The 17,174-nt window shown below is 49.7% G+C and carries 18 protein-coding genes and 1 other annotated feature; of the genes, 13 read left to right on the top strand and 5 right to left on the bottom strand.

The features are described 5' to 3' along the window. Positions 1 to 124 precede the first annotated feature (124 nt). Positions 125 to 730 (top strand): Uma2 family endonuclease, encoded by a 606-nt coding sequence (locus tag F4Y39_14395; protein ID MYC14907.1) that lies wholly within the window; start codon positions 125 to 127, stop codon positions 728 to 730. 145 nt (positions 731 to 875) lie between these two features. Here the strand turns inward: F4Y39_14395 and F4Y39_14400 are convergent, their stop codons facing one another. Next, a complete protein-coding gene (locus F4Y39_14400) occupies positions 876 to 1,496 on the bottom strand; it encodes a DsbA family protein (protein ID MYC14908.1) in 621 nt (206 codons plus the stop codon). On the opposite strand from F4Y39_14400, the gene F4Y39_14405 reads away from it, so the two are divergent. From F4Y39_14405 to F4Y39_14450, 10 genes are all read left to right on the top strand, one after another. Continuing rightward, positions 1,495 to 2,706: a tetratricopeptide repeat protein gene (locus F4Y39_14405; protein MYC14909.1), complete on the top strand. Its 1,212-nt coding sequence runs from the start codon at positions 1,495 to 1,497 to the stop codon at positions 2,704 to 2,706. The genes F4Y39_14400 and F4Y39_14405 overlap by 2 nt on opposite strands. Before the next feature lie 127 nt (positions 2,707 to 2,833). Then, complete coding sequence (locus tag F4Y39_14410; protein ID MYC14910.1) at positions 2,834 to 3,298, top strand: (2Fe-2S)-binding protein; 465 nt, start codon at positions 2,834 to 2,836, stop codon at positions 3,296 to 3,298. Positions 3,299 to 3,308: 10 nt separating this feature from the next. Continuing rightward, on the top strand, positions 3,309 to 5,642 hold the full coding sequence (locus F4Y39_14415) for a molybdopterin-dependent oxidoreductase (protein MYC14911.1): 2,334 nt from the start codon (positions 3,309 to 3,311) through the stop codon (positions 5,640 to 5,642). Positions 5,643 to 5,645: 3 nt separating this feature from the next. Then, positions 5,646 to 6,503, top strand: coding sequence for a xanthine dehydrogenase family protein subunit M (locus tag F4Y39_14420; protein ID MYC14912.1), 858 nt, complete (start codon positions 5,646 to 5,648; stop codon positions 6,501 to 6,503). Continuing rightward, positions 6,487 to 7,005, top strand: coding sequence for a carbon monoxide dehydrogenase subunit G (locus F4Y39_14425; protein MYC14913.1), 519 nt, complete (start codon positions 6,487 to 6,489; stop codon positions 7,003 to 7,005). The genes F4Y39_14420 and F4Y39_14425 overlap by 17 nt, the downstream gene beginning before the upstream one ends. A 29-nt stretch (positions 7,006 to 7,034) precedes the next feature. Then, entirely contained in the window at positions 7,035 to 7,397 is a 363-nt protein-coding gene (locus F4Y39_14430; protein MYC14914.1) for a cupin domain-containing protein, read from the top strand. A gap of 62 nt (positions 7,398 to 7,459) precedes the next feature. Beyond that, complete coding sequence (locus F4Y39_14435; GenBank protein MYC14915.1) at positions 7,460 to 8,233, top strand: hypothetical protein; 774 nt, start codon at positions 7,460 to 7,462, stop codon at positions 8,231 to 8,233. Positions 8,234 to 8,376: 143 nt separating this feature from the next. Then, positions 8,377 to 9,306: an aldo/keto reductase gene (locus F4Y39_14440; GenBank protein MYC14916.1), complete on the top strand. Its 930-nt coding sequence runs from the start codon at positions 8,377 to 8,379 to the stop codon at positions 9,304 to 9,306. A gap of 164 nt (positions 9,307 to 9,470) precedes the next feature. Further along, on the top strand, positions 9,471 to 9,737 hold the full coding sequence (locus tag F4Y39_14445) for a hypothetical protein (GenBank protein ID MYC14917.1): 267 nt from the start codon (positions 9,471 to 9,473) through the stop codon (positions 9,735 to 9,737). 5 nt (positions 9,738 to 9,742) lie between these two features. Beyond that, on the top strand, positions 9,743 to 10,141 hold the full coding sequence (locus F4Y39_14450) for a type II toxin-antitoxin system VapC family toxin (GenBank protein ID MYC14918.1): 399 nt from the start codon (positions 9,743 to 9,745) through the stop codon (positions 10,139 to 10,141). A gap of 57 nt (positions 10,142 to 10,198) precedes the next feature. Here F4Y39_14450 and F4Y39_14455 read toward each other — a convergent pair whose 3' ends face one another. From F4Y39_14455 to F4Y39_14470, 4 genes are all read right to left on the bottom strand, one after another. Next, complete coding sequence (locus F4Y39_14455) at positions 10,199 to 11,482, bottom strand: TlpA family protein disulfide reductase (protein ID MYC14919.1); 1,284 nt, start codon at positions 11,480 to 11,482, stop codon at positions 10,199 to 10,201. Between the two features lie 8 nt (positions 11,483 to 11,490). Next, entirely contained in the window at positions 11,491 to 12,084 is a 594-nt protein-coding gene (locus tag F4Y39_14460) for a hypothetical protein (GenBank protein MYC14920.1), read from the bottom strand. Beyond that, positions 12,051 to 12,803: a sigma-70 family RNA polymerase sigma factor gene (locus tag F4Y39_14465; GenBank protein MYC14921.1), complete on the bottom strand. Its 753-nt coding sequence runs from the start codon at positions 12,801 to 12,803 to the stop codon at positions 12,051 to 12,053. The genes F4Y39_14460 and F4Y39_14465 overlap by 34 nt, the downstream gene beginning before the upstream one ends. Before the next feature lie 196 nt (positions 12,804 to 12,999). Then, positions 13,000 to 13,839 carry a phytanoyl-CoA dioxygenase family protein gene (locus F4Y39_14470; protein ID MYC14922.1) on the bottom strand — a complete coding sequence of 280 codons (840 nt, stop codon included), beginning with the start codon at positions 13,837 to 13,839 and terminating at the stop codon, positions 13,000 to 13,002. Positions 13,840 to 14,231: 392 nt separating this feature from the next. On the opposite strand from F4Y39_14470, the gene F4Y39_14475 reads away from it, so the two are divergent. Both F4Y39_14475 and F4Y39_14480 read left to right on the top strand, forming a co-directional pair. Then, entirely contained in the window at positions 14,232 to 15,278 is a 1,047-nt protein-coding gene (locus tag F4Y39_14475; protein MYC14923.1) for a choice-of-anchor D domain-containing protein, read from the top strand. A gap of 50 nt (positions 15,279 to 15,328) precedes the next feature. Further along, positions 15,329 to 15,581, top strand: a binding site (T-box leader). After that, positions 15,582 to 17,171, top strand: coding sequence for a phenylalanine--tRNA ligase subunit alpha (locus F4Y39_14480; protein MYC14924.1), 1,590 nt, complete (start codon positions 15,582 to 15,584; stop codon positions 17,169 to 17,171). It begins immediately after the preceding feature. Positions 17,172 to 17,174 lie beyond the last annotated feature (3 nt).

A 17,174-nucleotide genomic window follows, 5' to 3' on the forward strand; every position in this document is an offset into this window, starting at 1 on the left:
TGTTCGCTGTGGTGTGAATGTACGAGAAATACGCGCTTATCGGGTTGCACAAAATTTTGATTGTGAGTATTTTTTGGAATAAGTAGAAAAGGCTCTCTCGATTTTTGCATTCGAAGGATTTTCCATGAGTGCGGTTGCATTACAAACAGATCAAGATGCTCTTACGCTTCATTTCGGGTCTGTATTGCGCATGGACAGGCATGAGTTTTTTGAATTTTGTCAGACCAATCCCGATCTGAAGATGGAACTCACCTGCGAAGGAGATGTGATCATTATCCCGCTAAAAGGGAGCAAAGCTGGACAGAGGAATTTTGGACTTATCGGTCAATTTGGTATTTGGATGCAATCTGATGAAACGGGTTTTGGCTTTGATTCATCCGCGGGTTTTACCCTTCCCAATGGTGCTGTGCGTGCTCCGGATCTGGCGTGGATTAGAAGAGAGCGGTGGGAGGTGCTTTCAGAAGATGAGCAGGAGGAGTTCGCTCCAATTTGTCCCGATTTTGTCGTCGAATTGCTTTCTCGAACAGATCGCCTTGAGACGATAAAAGATAAGATGCAGGAATATATCGATAATGGCGCGCAACTCGGTTGGCTTCTCGATCCGAGAGAGCGAAATGTTTATGTCTATCGTCCAGGTGAAGAGGTCGTTTGTCTGGCTGATCCGGAAACCATTTATGGCGATCCCGTGTTGCCCAATTTTAAACTCAATGTTCGCAGGCTCTGGGAATAGGTTAGCAAACCAAGCTATCAGCTATCAGCTATCAGCGGTCAGCCCGCATCAACCTTATATATAATCAATCCCATCAACAGCGCCGTCATCGCGGCATGATGTTGAGCCGCGATCCAGAAGGTTTTGGTTTGTCATTGCGGCATGCTTAAAGCCGTAATCCAGAAGTTATAGCTCGCAAGCGCGTCAACACGTTTTCCGCGTCGTTATATCCTCGGGTTATAAAGGTTACGGACGCGTTGTTTCTTACGACGAGACTTGGAAACTGATTGGCATTCATCGACCGCCTGATATTAAATCCATCTTGCATCTGTTGTTCTGTTTCGGGTGAGGATAGATCGCGGGCAAATCGCGGTGTGTCTAATCCGATTTCACCCGCCAATGCGACGAGGACCTCTACATCTGAGGGGTTGCGCGCTGCCTGGTAATAGGCGCATTGAATTGCCTCGAACATTTCAGTTCCCGCTCCCTGATTTTGAGCCGCATAAAATGCCCTGCAAGAGGGATATGTGCATCGCCGCGGTTTGCATTTTTCCCAAAAGTCCCAGTTAAAATTCGCGCCTGTTATCGTCGCTACTTCGCGCCATGCGCGCTGGATATGTGCCTGCATCACATCGGGCATGGGTTCATCGGTGTCGCGCGCCAATCCTCCCATGATATATACGGGTGATAACTTTTCGGGTACGGCTTTTTTTATTTTTTCCAATACTGGCTGAAATCCCCAGCACCACGAACACATGGGGTCGGCGACGTAGTAAAGTGTTTTCATGGGTTTCTCCTGTTGTATAATGGGTAGTTGCTATCTCGCCAAATTACGAAAGGGGTTAAAAATAATGCGTTTGAGATATTTAATTCTGGCTCTGTGGTTTCTACTCTTGATGGGACAGGCCGATGCGTCGTTGCGCCAGGTTTTCGACGCATTTATTGCCGGACACTATGAGAAAGCAGAGGCGCATTTACAAACGCTTCTAAAAACATCGTCGGATAAAGGCGAGATACACTTTCTTTTAGGTCGATTAGCATTTTGGGATAATAGATTAGATGATGCTGTTGACCATTTTGAGAAAGCCGCTAAATTCGATCCCCACAATGCCAATTATTACTGGTGGCTGGGACAAATGTATGGTGAAAAAGCGGTGACAGCCAGCATTTTCAAGAGGTTTGGACACGCTCGCAATACAAAAAAAGCCATGGAAAAAGTCATTGCTCTGGATCCAGACCATATTGAAGCGCGGTTTTACTTGATAAGATATCATCTTGAAGCACCGGGTATTGTAGGGGGAAAAAAAGAAGAAGCACAAAATCTGGCCGATCAGATTAAGATGCGCGATCCCATCAGGGGGTATGCAGAACAAGCTGAAATTTATCGCAGCAGGGATGAGTGGGATAAAGCCGAACAGGAGTTGAGAACCGCATTAGAAAAAGCCCCATCCAGCCCCCGGCCCGTTTTATGGCTTGGCGAGCATCTCTGGCAAACAGAACGTCGTGAAGAAGCCGTTGAGTTGCTCGAATCTTATGTGCAACAACACCCTTTTTCCAGTCGTGCCTTAAGTACGCTCCGTACCTATTTGCTGAGTCTCAAACAACCTGATCGAGCATATCGCGCTGCGGAACAATGTCTCCAGATAACGACCGATTCCCTATCGGTAAGGCGCAATACAACTATTTCATCATTTGAAAAGATAATAACATTTCAAGCACGTAAAATGAATGCATTATACGCTTTGGGACGCATATTAGCGGAATCTGGGGATAGACTTGACCTCGGTCTTGAATACTTCAAAGAGTGTCTGCAAATTCTACCACCAGGTTCAGACCGAACAAGAGGTAACGCATATAACCGGATAGGGCAAATTTATCTTCATCAAAACGAAATCCAAAAGGCTCGCGAGGCGTTCCAAACTGCTCTCAAGTGGAGGCCCAAACAAGAATCTGCCCGCAAAGCACTTGAAAAATTAGATGAAGAAAAAAATAAATAATGGGTCGTATCCCAAGACGGTTCACCTGTGCGTTAGAGAAACTATTTGCATGGCGTTCTCATGCGCCATATCTTGCGGTAGAGTGTAAGTTTATTTTTTCTTCCCCCCCTTTTCAAAGGAGGCTTGCGTGAAAATTGAAGTCACTGTGAACGGGGAGCATCAAAGTCACGACGTGGAACCGCGGATGTTGCTCGTGCATTTTTTGCGCGATGTCGTCGGGCTTACTGGCACGCATGTGGGCTGCGAGACCAGCCTATGTGGCGCGTGCAGTGTGATGCTCAATGGAGATGCTGTCAAATCGTGTACGGTTTTGGCAGTGCAAGCCGATGGTGCTGAAATTACGACCATTGAGGGCCTTGCCCAAAATGGTGAATTGCACCCTATTCAGGAGGGCTTCTGGGAGTGTCACGGATTGCAGTGCGGTTTTTGTACCCCGGGCATGATTATTGCCGCGCACCAGCTTTTAGAACGCAATCCCAAACCCAGCGAAGCCGATATTCGTCGCGGTATAGAAGGCAATTTGTGCCGCTGTACAGGGTACCAACACATTGTCGATGCGGTTCAATACGCATCGAAAAAAATGACCACATAGGAGGCGCCCCATGCCTGTTAGCAAATCTGTTGGCGCCCGTATTAAGCGCCGAGAAGACCCCCGATTGATTCAGGGCCTTGCTCATTACGTCGATGACATCAAGTTGCCCAATTTGTTGCATGTCGCGATTTTGCGAAGCCCTTATGCCCATGCGCGCATCAATAGTGTTAATACCGATGCGGCTCAAAATTTATCCGGCGTCAAGTCTGTTGTCACTGGCGATGATGTCAAAGACGTCATTGGTGGGATTCCCTGTGCAGCTACAGATCCGGAGGGATTTCCGGGTATTAAGGTGCCCCACCATCCCGTGCTCGCTACGGGAAAAGTGCGTTTTGTTGGTGAACCCATCGCCGCTGTTGCAGCGACTGATGCGTACATTGCTCAAGATGCACTGGATTTGATTGAGGTCGATTACGAACCTCTCGATGCCATCAATTCAGCTGATGCGGCTTTTGCCGATGGCGCGCCTGTTATTCACGAAGATTGGGACGATAATATGGCTTTTACCTGGAGTATTGCCGGGGGCGATGTTGATGCGGCTTTTGCCGAAGCCGATCACGTCGTCAGCCAGCGGATTGACCATCAACGTCTGGTTCCCAATCCTATGGAAACGCGGGGCGTGGTTGCCCAATATTTGCCCGGCAAAGACCAGCTCAATTTATGGTCATCTACGCAAATTCCCCATCTTTTGCGCACGCAAATATCCGTTATGCTGGGTATGGCCGAAAATCATGTGCGCGTTATCGCGCCCGAAGTGGGCGGTGGCTTTGGTTGCAAGCTCAATGTGTACGCCGAAGAGGCTCTGCTCGGGCATATGGCAAAATATCTCGGGCAGCCCGTGAAGTGGATTGAGGGGCGGCGTGAAAATTTTGTGCATACGATTCACGGACGCGATCAGACCGGGGATGTCGAACTTGCGGTGAAAGACGACGGTACGATCCTCGGTCTCAAATACACGGTTACGGCGGATGTGGGGGCTTATTATCAGTTGCTCACGCCGGCCATTCCCACGCTTACGGGTTTGATGCTGTGCGGTTCTTACACTTTTAAAAATGTGCAGATGAATCTCACGGCCGCTTTTACCAATAAAATGGCGACGGATGCTTATCGGGGTGCGGGACGTCCCGAGGCCACGTATCTCATCGAGCGCATGATCGATGTGGTGGCGCACGATCTGGATCTGGATCCCCTGGAGGTGCGGCGCAAAAACTTTATTGGCAAAGATGCCTTTCCCTATGAAACGGGAACTGCGCTGGCTTATGATAGCGGCGACTATACGGCTGCGCTCGATAAAGCGCTTAAGATGGCGGATTACGACGCTTTGCGCGAGCAGCAGGCTGAATTACGCGAAGAGGGCCGGTACCTCGGTATTGGATTTTCCACTTATGTGGAGATTTGCGGGATGGGTCCTTCTGCTGCGATGCCCGCTGGCGGTTGGGAAAGCAGCACTGTGCGCGTAGATCCCACGGGTAAGGTTACTGTGCTCACGGGTGTATCGCCCCACGGACAGGGGCAGGAGACCACTTTTGCCCAGCTTATTGCCGATGGTTTGGGCGTTGATATTGACGATATTCGCATTATCCACGGCGATACCGATACGGTGCAATACGGTATTGGTACTTTCGGCAGTCGCGCGACGGCTGTGGGTGGTACGGCGATGGTGCATGCGATGGGCAAGGTGAAAGATAAAGTGGTCAATATCGCCGCGCATTTGCTCGAGAGCAATCCGCAGGATATTGTGATTGAAGACGGCAAATACTGCGTTCAGGGTGCGCCCGAGTCGGGTCTCACTTTGGGCGAAATTGCTATGGTGGCCCATGTGGGTGTGGAACTTCCGGAGGGAACAGATCCCGGTTTGGCTGAGTCGCACTTTTTTGAGCCGCCAAACTTTACCTATCCGTTTGGTACGCACATCGCCGTGGTCGAGGTCGATGCCGATACGGGTGAGGTTGAGATACAGCGTTATATCGCCGTTGACGATTGCGGGAATATTATCAATCCGCTGATTGTTGAAGGCCAGGTACACGGCGGTATTGCACAGGGGGTGGGACAAGCCCTTTACGAGGAAGCCATTTACGACGAAAGCGGGCAGATGATCACCGGTTCATTTATGGATTATGCTTTGCCCAAAGCGCACAATTTCCCGCGCTTTGAATTGGCGAATACGGTCACGCCTTCGCCCGTCAATCCAATGGGTGTCAAAGGTGTGGGCGAAGCGGGTACGATTGGTTCCACGCCCGCGATAGCCAATGCGGTGATTGACGCGCTGAAACCTTTTGGCGTGCGACATATCGATCTGCCTTTGCGCCCTGAAAAACTCTGGAAACTCATGCAGGAGACTTGAACGATGACCCCCTTTGATTACCACGCACCCAAAACTATGAGAAGCGCGATGCGGCTGGTGCAGGAGTTCGGCGACGATGCCAAAGTACTGGCGGGCGGTCACAGTCTGATTCCGTCTATGAAATTGCGTCTTGCCGCGCCTTCGGTCATTATTGATCTGGGCGGCATTGCTGGCTTAAAAAGAGTGACAGCGGGCGAAGAGACCATTACCATTGGTGCTCTGGCCACGCATTATGCTGTGGAAAGCCATCGCTTGTTGCCTTCAAAATGTTCACTTTTGCCCGAGACTGCAGCGGAAATTGGCGATGCGCAGGTGCGGAATCGGGGCACTGTGGGCGGGAGTATTGCCCATGCCGATCCGGCTGCGGATTGGCCAGCGACTATGCTCGCCCTCGATGCACAATTCGATATTGCCGGTCCCAATGGTGAACGCGCGGTTGCTGCGTCTGATTTTTTTGTGGATCTTTTTATCACAGATTTGCAACCCGACGAGGTTCTTACTGGTATTCGCATTGCCACGCCGCCCGAGAATTCGGGTGGTGCGTATGTCAAGATGCGACAATCTGCGTCCGGTTTTGCCCTTGCAGGCGTTGCGGCTCATGTCACTTTGGATGATGCGGGCAACTGCGCTTCTGTGGCTGTGGGTGTTACCGGTGTTGCACCTGCGGCGTACCGCGCACCTGCGGTCGAAGACGCGCTTGTGGGTCAGGGTATTGACGCTGTTGCCGATGCAGCTGCCCATGCGGCTGATGGCGTGGAGGAATTTCAGGAAGATCACCACGCTTCTGGCGATTACCGCGCCCATTTGGCTCGCGTGTTCGCACAACGGGCATTGAGCCAGGCTATTGAACGCGCAGCTTGATTTTATAGCCCCCTTCTCTTTCGGGGAAGGGGGCTGTATTTTTTTAGGAGGCGTTTTGAAACTCACGGGTACACATACCATTGGCGCGACGGTTGAGCGCGCTTTTGAATTGCTTATCGATCCCGAAGTGCTCGCTCGTTGTATGCCCGGTTGCGATAAGCTGGAACACAGGGCAGATGGGGTTTATGACATGGCCGTTTCAGCGGGGATTGGTCCCGTTCGCGGCAAATACACGGGTAGTGTCACGCTTTCAGATATTCAACCGCCCGAGCGCTATACGATGGTGGTCGATATCAAGGGCACGACGGGATTTGTTAGGGGACAGGGCGTTGTAGAACTCGCCCCTGAAGGCGAGAATACGCGGATTTCGTTTGAGGGCGATGTGCAAATCGGCGGGCCAATCGCTGCTGTGGGACAGCGCATGCACGCCAGTGCAGCCCGTTTGATGACGCGGCAACTCTTTGGCGCGATTGACGCGGAGGCGCGTGCGTCTGAAGGATAGGATGTCAAACTTTTTGAAGGCTTAACAAGATGTCATTTATTGATTGGGATAAGTATCCAGCTAACGAAGTCGCACCCGGCGTGCGCATTCGGACGCCTTATGGCGAAAATTTGATGCTCTCTCGCGTTGAATTTGATGCGGGTGCTGTGGTGCCGATGCACAGCCATCCCCACGAGCAGGGGGGGATGATGCTTGAGGGGAAGATGAAGTTCACTATTGATGGGGAAACTCGCACTGTTGAACCCGGCGAAGCTTTTCTGATTCCCGCCCACGTGCCCCACCGAGCCGAGGCAGTAGATGGTCCCTGTGTGGCTCTCGATATTTTTTCGCCGATTCGCGAGGATTATGTCGAGCTTGCCAACCGCTATATTCCGTCCCAAGACAAAACGTAATATTTTCCATTCGCGGATTGCCTATCTTGTCTTTTTTCTTTTTTCACACCTTCAAGACCTGCTTGATACTTCTAATATTTTTGCTGGTACAGCTTTGTACGCAGAGTTATGCGAGTGATGTAAGTGAAAGAGTAAAAGAACTCGATATTGGGACGTATGTCGAGGGTGCGTATTTTTCCGGCGCGCAAAAAAGGCGTTTTCGAGGCTATATCAATCGCACGCAGGGTTATGTGGTTACAATTGTCACAAACCAGTTGCCCTATAGACGCCGCATACCCTATCAGTCTATTGATCATTTGCGCGTAAAGAAGACGAAAAGAATTGCCGTGCAGTTCAATCCCCAGGCGCGGCGATTTTTGACCCGGTCCGGCGTCATACCCGGGCACCGGGCTGTTATTGGCATTTTGGAGACGGCGGATAGTCGATTTGCGGGTGTTATTGCGAGTGTGAGCGATTCTTTGGTCGTTTTGGCAGATACACATAAGCGCGATGAGTATAAAATCCTGACGGCTTCGGAACTGGATCAACTGTCAATTAATCTGAGCAAGACATCCCATATCAGGAAGGGATTCAAAGCCGGTCTGGTTACGGGTTTTTGTATTGGTGTCATTTTTTCTTCGTCCGATTTGAACAGGAGTACCGAGACGGGATGGTCCGCTCTTGCCAATATTGTTCTGAGTCCCAAAACTGTTGTTATTTCTGGGGTCGGTGCCGGTATCGGCAGTATTATTGGCAAACTTGCCAGCTATGAGACCTGGCAATCTATCCCATTGGACCGCCTCAAATTCAACCGCTCTCACACGCCTTTGTCCCTCTCTGCATCTTATTCCTTTTAATTTTACATACGAGTTTGTCTCTACGGGTGGTTATTTGTATCTGTGAGATTGCAATCTTACAACAGTTTTGTAAGTTTACAATGCATTTTTACAACGGTCTTGTAAATTTGCAATGTGTTTTTACAATATGAAGGAGTTTCAAGATGGAATATCGGCAACTCGGCAATTCAGGGCTTCAAGTTTCGGCTATTGGATTGGGGACCAATAATTTTGGCTGGCGTCTTGACGCGAGGAGTACGGCGCGTGTTATGGACCAGGCGCTGGATGAAGGTATTACGTTGATCGATACGGCTAATATGTACGGGGATTCGCTGTCGGAGTCCTATATTGGCAGGGCGATTAGAGGTAAGCGCGATGCGTTTATTCTGGCGACCAAGGTGTCGATGAGTATGGGGGATGGACCGAATATGCGCGGCAATTCGCGGTACCATATTCTCAAAGAGGTCGAGGATAGTCTCAAGCGTCTCAATACGGATTATATCGATCTTTATCAGATTCACCAGACGGATTCCAATACGCCTATTGAGGAGACTTTGCACGCGCTTGATTATCTCGTTGCTCAGGGCAAGGTGCGCTATATCGGCTGTTCCAATTTTATGGCGTGGGAGGTCTGTGAGGCGATATGGACTTCGCGTGCGAAAAATCTGGTTGCGTTTTCGACTGTGCAACCCCGCTATAGTATGCTCGACCGCGAGGTCGAGGTAGAGCTTGTGCCGTTTTGCAAGTCTTACGGTATTGGCATTTTGCCCTATTTTCCCCTTGCCAGTGGTTTTCTTACGGGTAAATATCGCCGAGATGAACCAGCGCCCGAGGGCACGCGGTTGGCAGAGGGCGACCGCGGTATGTTCACGGATAAAAATTTTAATATTCTGGAGGCGTTGGAAGAGTTTGCACGGGAACGCGATCACACGATTCTCGATCTGGCTTTTGCATGGCTTCTCGCCAATCCCCGTGTGTGTTCTGTGATTGCCGGGGCTACTACGCCCGAGCAAGTCACGGCAAATGCCGCGACTGTTGGTTGGGATCTCAGCGATGAGGAGATGGAGGAGATTGATGAAATCCTCAATAATTAGGAAATTTTAAAAGCAAAACTGATTCATTTGTTCTTTGGAGTGAGTCGGAGATGTTTTGAAATGCGGTTGACAAAATCGCGTCATTGCTACACTTTTTGTTTTTGAGGATAATTACCATCCGGGAACAACGCTCAGCTGTTAGAGAATACCGAAGGGATGAGAATATGCACAAAATTAATCTTACAGAGGCGGAAAACTGTCTTGCAGCATTGGTCAAAGAAGCGGCCAATGGAGAGAAAGTGGTTATTACGCAGGAAGATGGTTCGGCCTTTCAACTCGTTCCTATGGCAAACGCACCAGATTCGTCTGCCTTTGATCAAGGCAAGCTCTTTAATCCCGAAGGCTTGTGGGATCAGATGGATCCAATAACCGCTCGAGACATAGCCGAAGCCCGAAAGGAGATGTGGCATAAATTTAATCAAGAGGATTAGGCGCAATGTCTCTGGTTGTAGATACGCATTCATTTATCTGGTTCTTAGCACGGTCATCAGACCTCTCATCTGTTGCGCGTCAGGCTATTCGAGAGGCAATTACATCGGGTCACCCAGTCTATGTGTCATCAGTAACAATTGTCGAGGTTATATACTTAACTGAGAAAAATCGATTGCCTCGACAGAATTTGATTGATTTGAAAGCTACATTGCACCGATCCGATTCGGGATTCAAAGTTGCTCCTTTTGATCTTGCGATTGCAGAACAGTTGGAAAATATCCCACGCGATCAAATACCCGATATGCCAGATCGTATGATTTCGGCAACAGCACAGTACCTCCGCCTACCACTTGTCACGACAGATTATCGAATCCAGCAATCAGATGTTGAAACTATTTGGTGAATTTCTATTTTTAATCACAATCTGCTTTCGCTCCCGAACTCCTTTTTTTCCTCCTGATCACTGTGTTCCATTCATTCCGATGACCCACTCCAATTGATGCGCCATTGCCACGCTGAAGTCCGCACCTAATCCCTTGCGTTCATATCGAATCTGTCCGTTCTGATCGATGATGCAGGTATAGGGAATCTCGTCGGAGCCAAACGCTTTTCGCATTTGCAGATCGCCCAATGCAAAGGTTAAAAGCGGTGCGCTCTGGTACCGAAAGCTGGCGACCATATCCCGGCGCATTGAGCTGTCCTGGTCGATATTTATCGCTAAAAATTCAACATTTTGTTTGCGAAATTGCGTTTTGAGGTTTTGGAGATAGGGCTGTTCTTCAATGCACGGGCTGCACCATCCCGCCCAAAATGTTAGCACCATAGCTTTGCCTTTTAAGTCCTCTGAAGTGATTTTCTCACCGTCTAACTTTTGGACTTCAAAGGTGGGTGCAGGGCGTGAGATGCGTTTTTTTTCGACGCGTTGGATAATTTTTTTATCCCACTTGGCTTTTAAGGCAACGTATGCTTTGCTCATGCCTGCACCTGAACCGAATTTGCCAGCATAAGCCTGGCTCCATAATTCTGCTATATCCGTGCGGATGATCGATGAGAGCAATAGTTCTGAGGCGAGTTCATAAGCCTCTGTCCATGCTTTTTGGTCGATATAGATCCGAAGCAAGTGGGTCTTTGCTTTATCGACTGATGCCTGCCGAGATGCCATTTCCAGGTCGCCTAAATCTTCTCGGGTTTGCCAACTGCGAATCGCGGTCTTTATTTCTGCAACAGCACGGTCGTGTTGTCCAAGGAGTTGATGAGCACGCGCCAATAGATCCCGGCAAATTAGTTCTCCTCGACCATTACCTCCCCATTTTTTTTGTTTCTGCAGCGCTTCTTTTAATGCGTTTTGTGCATATAGAAGCGTTTTATCAGACCGAACTTTCTTATCTACGAGTATCCGAGCAGCCGTTTCATAAGCACCGTTGGAATACATTCGCAATGCGAGCATTTTGTCAGATAGCTCTATCAACAGGTGTGGATCATCGGTGACATGCTGGTAATAATTCAACAGGGTGATGGAGATGTCGCCTTTCAAAAAGGTGTTGGGATAATCGGCAAGCAGTTGCTCCAGTCCCAAAATACGTTCCCAGTACTGCTCTGTGGTCTCGGGTGGGTATCCGCTCCTAAATTGATTAAAGCGATTCATTTCTTCTTTCGAATGGGTTGGCTGTTGTGCAAAACACACGGAATATGCATTCAGACACATCGCCAGACTCACTAATAGTTTGCACTTGTTGAAATACATGATGAGCCTCACTTTCTTTCTGTCCAAATTAGATTCAATGCGCGTACCATTGCGTTTTTATCTGATCGATTTGCTCTTAATCTCACATAGTATCTTCCGTCGGGAAGTCCCTGTTTAGATAAGAATGTCGTATAAGAACCGGGTGCGTGCATTTTATTGACCGGCTTAGCGGCTCTTGCCCCCTGGATGTTGAAGCAATCGAGTTCTATAAAGACGGAATCCGAATAGACCGCTTTAGGGATCCAGTACACTATTTTTACCAGTGAATCTTGTGGCGAAGTTTCCATTCTGAAGTCCAGTTTTTCTGCTTGTGTGTCGCCACTTGTATTGGTATCGGATTTGACTTCTTGTCGCGAAGATTCTGTTCCGTCTGTCGCATCAGTTTTCTCAGGAATGGGCTGCTCATTTGGAGCGGGGTTTTCCAATTCGAGCTGTATTTGGGGCATCTGGAATGACTCATTGTTTTCTTGTTCTAAATTCAACACTGCCGAAATCCCACCAAAATACAATCCCGTTCCCGCGATACCTGCGCCGATGATACCCGTTATTTTTATCATGCCTGTTCCTTTCAGTTTGGCGAGTAGGCTTGCCTGTGTTGGCACTGCGTACAATAGCGGGGGGGTAATGCGGCCATTACTTTGCGCGTCAGTTGAGAGGTTGGGCGTTTTTCGCGGAGTGTGTCTTCTACCAGTGGGAGCAATTCGTCGCGCAAGCGATTGCGCGCAACCTGCAGGCGACCCGTTACTGTGCTTTCGGGGATGTCGAGAAAGGCGGCGATTTGGGGATAGGTCATGCCTTCCATGTAGTGGAGCAATACCGATTCTCGATAAATGTCTGGCAGTGCATCCACGGCGGCTGTAACGGCTTCTTTTGTTTCGGTTTTTTCCAGTACTTCGTCGGGCAAGTCTGGCAATGGAAGTTCTGATATTTCAGGCGTTACATCTTGTGATGTATCGTCAATTGAGACGACGGGACGCTTTTGTTGAATCCATTTGTTTGATAGATTGAGTGCAATTCCCCGTAGCCAACCGGAGAATTTTTCGGGCGATTTTAGAGACTTGAGGTGCATGTATGCCTCCACAAACGCATTTTGTACGATGTCTTCTGTTGCGGAAAAGTTGCGGATTCGACCAGCCACAAAGGCATAGATGCGCCCTTGATACGCCTCAACCAGCGGTTCGTAAGCTGTCTGGTCGCCAGACAATACTTTTTGTACTTGCTCTGCATCGCGTTTGCTCATTGTAACTCCGGATAGACGATTGTTGTGCTGGGAACGGTCTGTCATCGCGGCATGTCCCCTGCTTAAACCATGCAGGGGCATGCTTTAGCCGCCGTCATCGCGGCATGATTTTGAGCCGCGATCCAGAAGGTTTTTAGCTGGCCGCTGACCGCTTGTTTTTCCGTCCGCTATATATATGTGACCCGAAAGCGCGGATTCCTAAATAAAAATTTCGCCTAATATTCAAAAGCCCTGCAACTCGACATCACAGGGCTTTCTGGTTTTGATCGTGTCCGCGTTATCCGCGCGATGGCTCGGGCATTTCTTTCCGCGCGCGTGCGGCGAGTTCGGCGAGGTGACCATCGTGGGCCATGACTTGCGATAGATGTTTTTTGCGTTCGGGACCAGCGGTTGCGACCATGATTTTTCCGTAAGCGCGATCAATCCAGAACCGCGCGCGTACGGCAATCTGTGTTTTTAACAGTTCAATGTGTTCTTCATCTTCAGGGAAGCGTTCGCTGCAGTTGATGGTGAACATTCGCCGACGTGGACTGCCGCCAAAGGCCGCGTGTTTGAGGTTGTGGTTGAATAAGACGACATCGCCCGGATTGGTTTCCAGTGGTAGTGCAGGTACATCCGGTCCGTGTATGCCCCATTGCTCGTGGGAATTTCGGACGGTGTTTTCGACATTATTTGCATATTGATCTTTGAGATGGTGACTCCCGGGGATGACGCGCAGACAACCCGTGTCGCGCGTTAAGTGATCCAGATACAGGGCAATTTTTACAAATCGAATTTCCTTGCCCCAGCCATCCGAATGCCATTGCGTGTCTCCGGCATAGTAATTTCCGTCTGATCCCATGTAGTTGAAATTTTCACCGAGTAATCCGACCAGGATTTCTTTTATTCGCGGGTCATCTAAGAGGGCGCACAGCCGTTCGTGCTGGTCGATAAATGGCACAATGCACGATCGACGGATGCCGTCGTGCGGTTGTCCGTTGTGTCCACCACCCCGTTGTGCCCATATCGTTTCAAATGCATCGATAATTTCGTCGATGCAATCTGCCAATAACCCCGGAAATGCGAGAAATCCAAAGGTGTCAAAAAACGCTTTTTTTTCTTCGGTGAGGATGTCCATCGCTCGCTCCTTGTGGTTGACCTGTGGAGAAACTTCTGTTAAATTGAAGCGTTGATACCTTTAGGACAGAAGAGCCGTCATCGCGGCATGAAGTTGAGCCGCGATCCAGAGGTTTTGGTTGTCATTATTTTCATCAATATACGAGGATAAATGCCATGCGCCAATATCTATTGTCCATCCCGATGATTCTGCTTTTGCTCGTCGGGTCCGCTTCTGCACAAACGGTTAATTTTTCTTTACGGGGTCTCGACGGCAATACATATAGTGCCTCTGACTATCGCGGCAAAGTGCTCATACTTGCGGTCTTTGGGTATAGCTGACCTTCCTGTAGAGCCGCGGGTCCGCGACTCGAAGGTTTATGGCAAGATTATAAAGCAGATCCCAATGTTGAGATGCTCGGTCTCGATGCTTGGAATGGCAATCAGGCACAGGTGGATGGCTTTCGCAGGAACGGAGGCATTACCTTTCCCTTGCTTCTAAATGCAGGTGGTGCTGCTCCGGCCCAGTATGAGAATTTCGTTGTGGTTCGTCCCAATGGGACTGCATTGCCCGTCATAGGCGGTTTGAGTTCAAGTTCTGTTACAAGAGTGAAAGACGGGGTTAATGAACTATTGGCGCAAATACCGCCCCCTGCGCCGACGATCGCAGTGCCGCAAACGGCAGTTGATTTCGGGACGATTGACGCCGGTCAAACAGGTCAACAAACGATTACGATTACGAATACGGGTACTGCGCCGTTGGAGATTACGGGTATTGAGAGCGATGTGCCGGGTTTGACGTTTGATACTACGATGTTCACACTGGCTCCCGATAGTTCAGCTACGGTGACGATCGCGTTTCCGAGTTCGACAGCGGGCACGCTTTCGGGCAATATCACGATTTCGAGTAATGATCCGAATAGTGCAACACAGACATTGTCCGTTTCTATCATAGTTCAATCGCCCTCTGCGCCAGCGATCTCTGTGCCGCAAACGGCAGTTAATTTCGGGACGATTGACGTTGGTCAAACGCGTGAACAAACTATTACGGTCGCGAACACGGGTACGGGTCCTCTTGAAATTACAGGTATTGAGAGCGATGTATCGGGCCTGACTTTTGAACCTTCTATGTTCACAGTGGAGCCCAATGGTTCACAGACGGTTACGATTAGGTTTCCAGGTTCGACAGCGGGCACGCTTTCGGGCAATATCACGATTTCGAGTAATGATCCGAATAGTGCAACACAGACATTGTCCGTTTCTATTATAGTCAAGGTCTCTTCTGCCAACCCCAGGGCCGATTTTAACGGTGATAAACAAGTGAATATTACGGATTTTCTCCTTTTTGTGGAGGCATTTGGATCAACCAATCCCAAATTCGATATCGATGGCGATGGCGCGGTTGGTATTACGGATTTTCTCCTTTTTGTGGAGTCCTTTGGAAAAACGGTTGACGGATAGATTTGCGACTTTCGACTTGACACTTGTAGCGCAAATTTCTATGTTTTGCCTTCAAGGTGATGACGGAGAAAAGTAGTCTGTTCCCAACTGGACAGAGAGGATGTGTCCCGGGCTGAGAACACATCTGCAGGATGCACAGGCGAAGTTCCCTCCCGAGCTGCAAAGCCGAATGGAAAGACAGTTTCCTATTAAGCCGAGCCGGTGGATCCACCGATAATGGACAGGATGGTGATGGCCGTCCGCTGAGTGGTGCTTTTTAGCGCAAATAGGGTGGTACCGCGGAGAAGCTCTTTCGTCCCTATGATGACGAAGGGGCTTTTTTGTTGTCTAATACTAACATTGGAGTTTCTCTTGATTGATCTCGCATCTTTACATGCGCTCGAAATTCGCATTTTGCGTGTGTATCAAAACAATGCCAGTGCCGAGCAGTCCGATGCACAACTTCAAAGTGGCGCGGATCTCGGCGAGGGACAGGTTCGGCGCGCGGTTGAGTGGCTGATTTCCAAGCAGTTGCTGGAAGTTACCGGAGAAAATACACGCGTGACTGTTTCGCTTACGGAAGTGGGACGGGATTTTGCCTCAAAGGGAGCGACGCCAGAGACGGCACTTTTGGCCCGGGTGAGCGCAGAGCGCGTTGGGATCCAGGACTTGCAAGCCGACGAGCGTTTTGACAGAGGTGCCTGGGGTAGTGCATTTGGCGGTTTGAAAAGGGATGGGGTTGTCGATCTGGACAAAGGGGCGGTTGTTATTGTCGATGCAGAGCGCGCTTCTTTTTTTGTTGATCGGCTCATGCCAGAATTGTTTGAGAAATTTTCCGATACCGGAATTGAGATTGATGATTTTCCCGGTGATATTGTCCAGTATATCGAAGCCAATGCCCGCAAACGCGGGGGGAGCAAGGCACCTGTTCGCTTGGACGAGCGCACGGAGCGGGTTTATTGCCTTACGGATGAAGGGCAGCGCGTGCTTGTGGAGGTTGTTAAAGCCAATCTCACGGGGGATGAGATTTCTCGTCTTACGCCCGATATGATTCAGAAGGGCACATGGCAGGGTGCGTCTTTTCGCCGATATGATTTGTCGATTAAGCCGCCGCGCGTGCTTATTGGGAAGCACCATCCCTATCGGGCGTATCTCGATAATGTGCGACGCCGGTTGATGGCGCTCGGTTTTGAAGAGATGAAGGGTTCGCTGGTCGAGACCGAGTTTTGGAATATGGATGCCCTTTTTATGCCGCAGTTCCACGCGGCGCGCAATATTCACGATGCGTATTATGTGACGGAGCCGACGAAATCCCGAGAGGCTGAAGAACCCCATTTTTCCAGGGTTGCCGAGGCGCATCAAAACGGGGGTGAGACGGGTTCGCGCGGGTGGCGATATGAGTTCAATCCCGAGCAGTCGCGCCGCCTTATTTTGCGGAGTCAGGGTACTGCGCTTTCGGGGCGTACGCTTGCTTCAGAGCCGAATATCCCGGGTAAATATTTCGCTCTTGCGCGTTGCTTCCGCCCGGATGATGTCGATGCTACGCATGCGGCAGATTTTTTTCAGGCTGAGGGTATTGTTCTGGGCGAGGAGATAAATTTTCGCAGTTTGCTCGGTTTGCTCAAGTTGTTCGCCCTTGAGATCGCGCAGTCCGAAGATGTGCGCTATGTGCCCGATTATTTTCCTTTTACCGAGCCTTCGGTAGAACTTCAGGCGAAGCATCCCGTTCTGGGATGGATCGAACTCGGTGGCGCGGGTCTTTTTCGTCCTGAGCTTACACGACCTCTGGGGGTGGATGTTCCGGTTATTGCCTGGGGTCTGGGGGTTGATCGAATGGCGATGGTCGCGCTGGGTATTAACGATATACGCGATTTGTTCAGTACGGATTTGGATCTGGTCAGGAATACGCGGTAGATA

The sequence above is a fragment of the Gemmatimonadota bacterium genome, from assembly GCA_009838845.1.
Taxonomy (GTDB): Bacteria; Latescibacterota; UBA2968; order UBA2968; family UBA2968; genus VXRD01.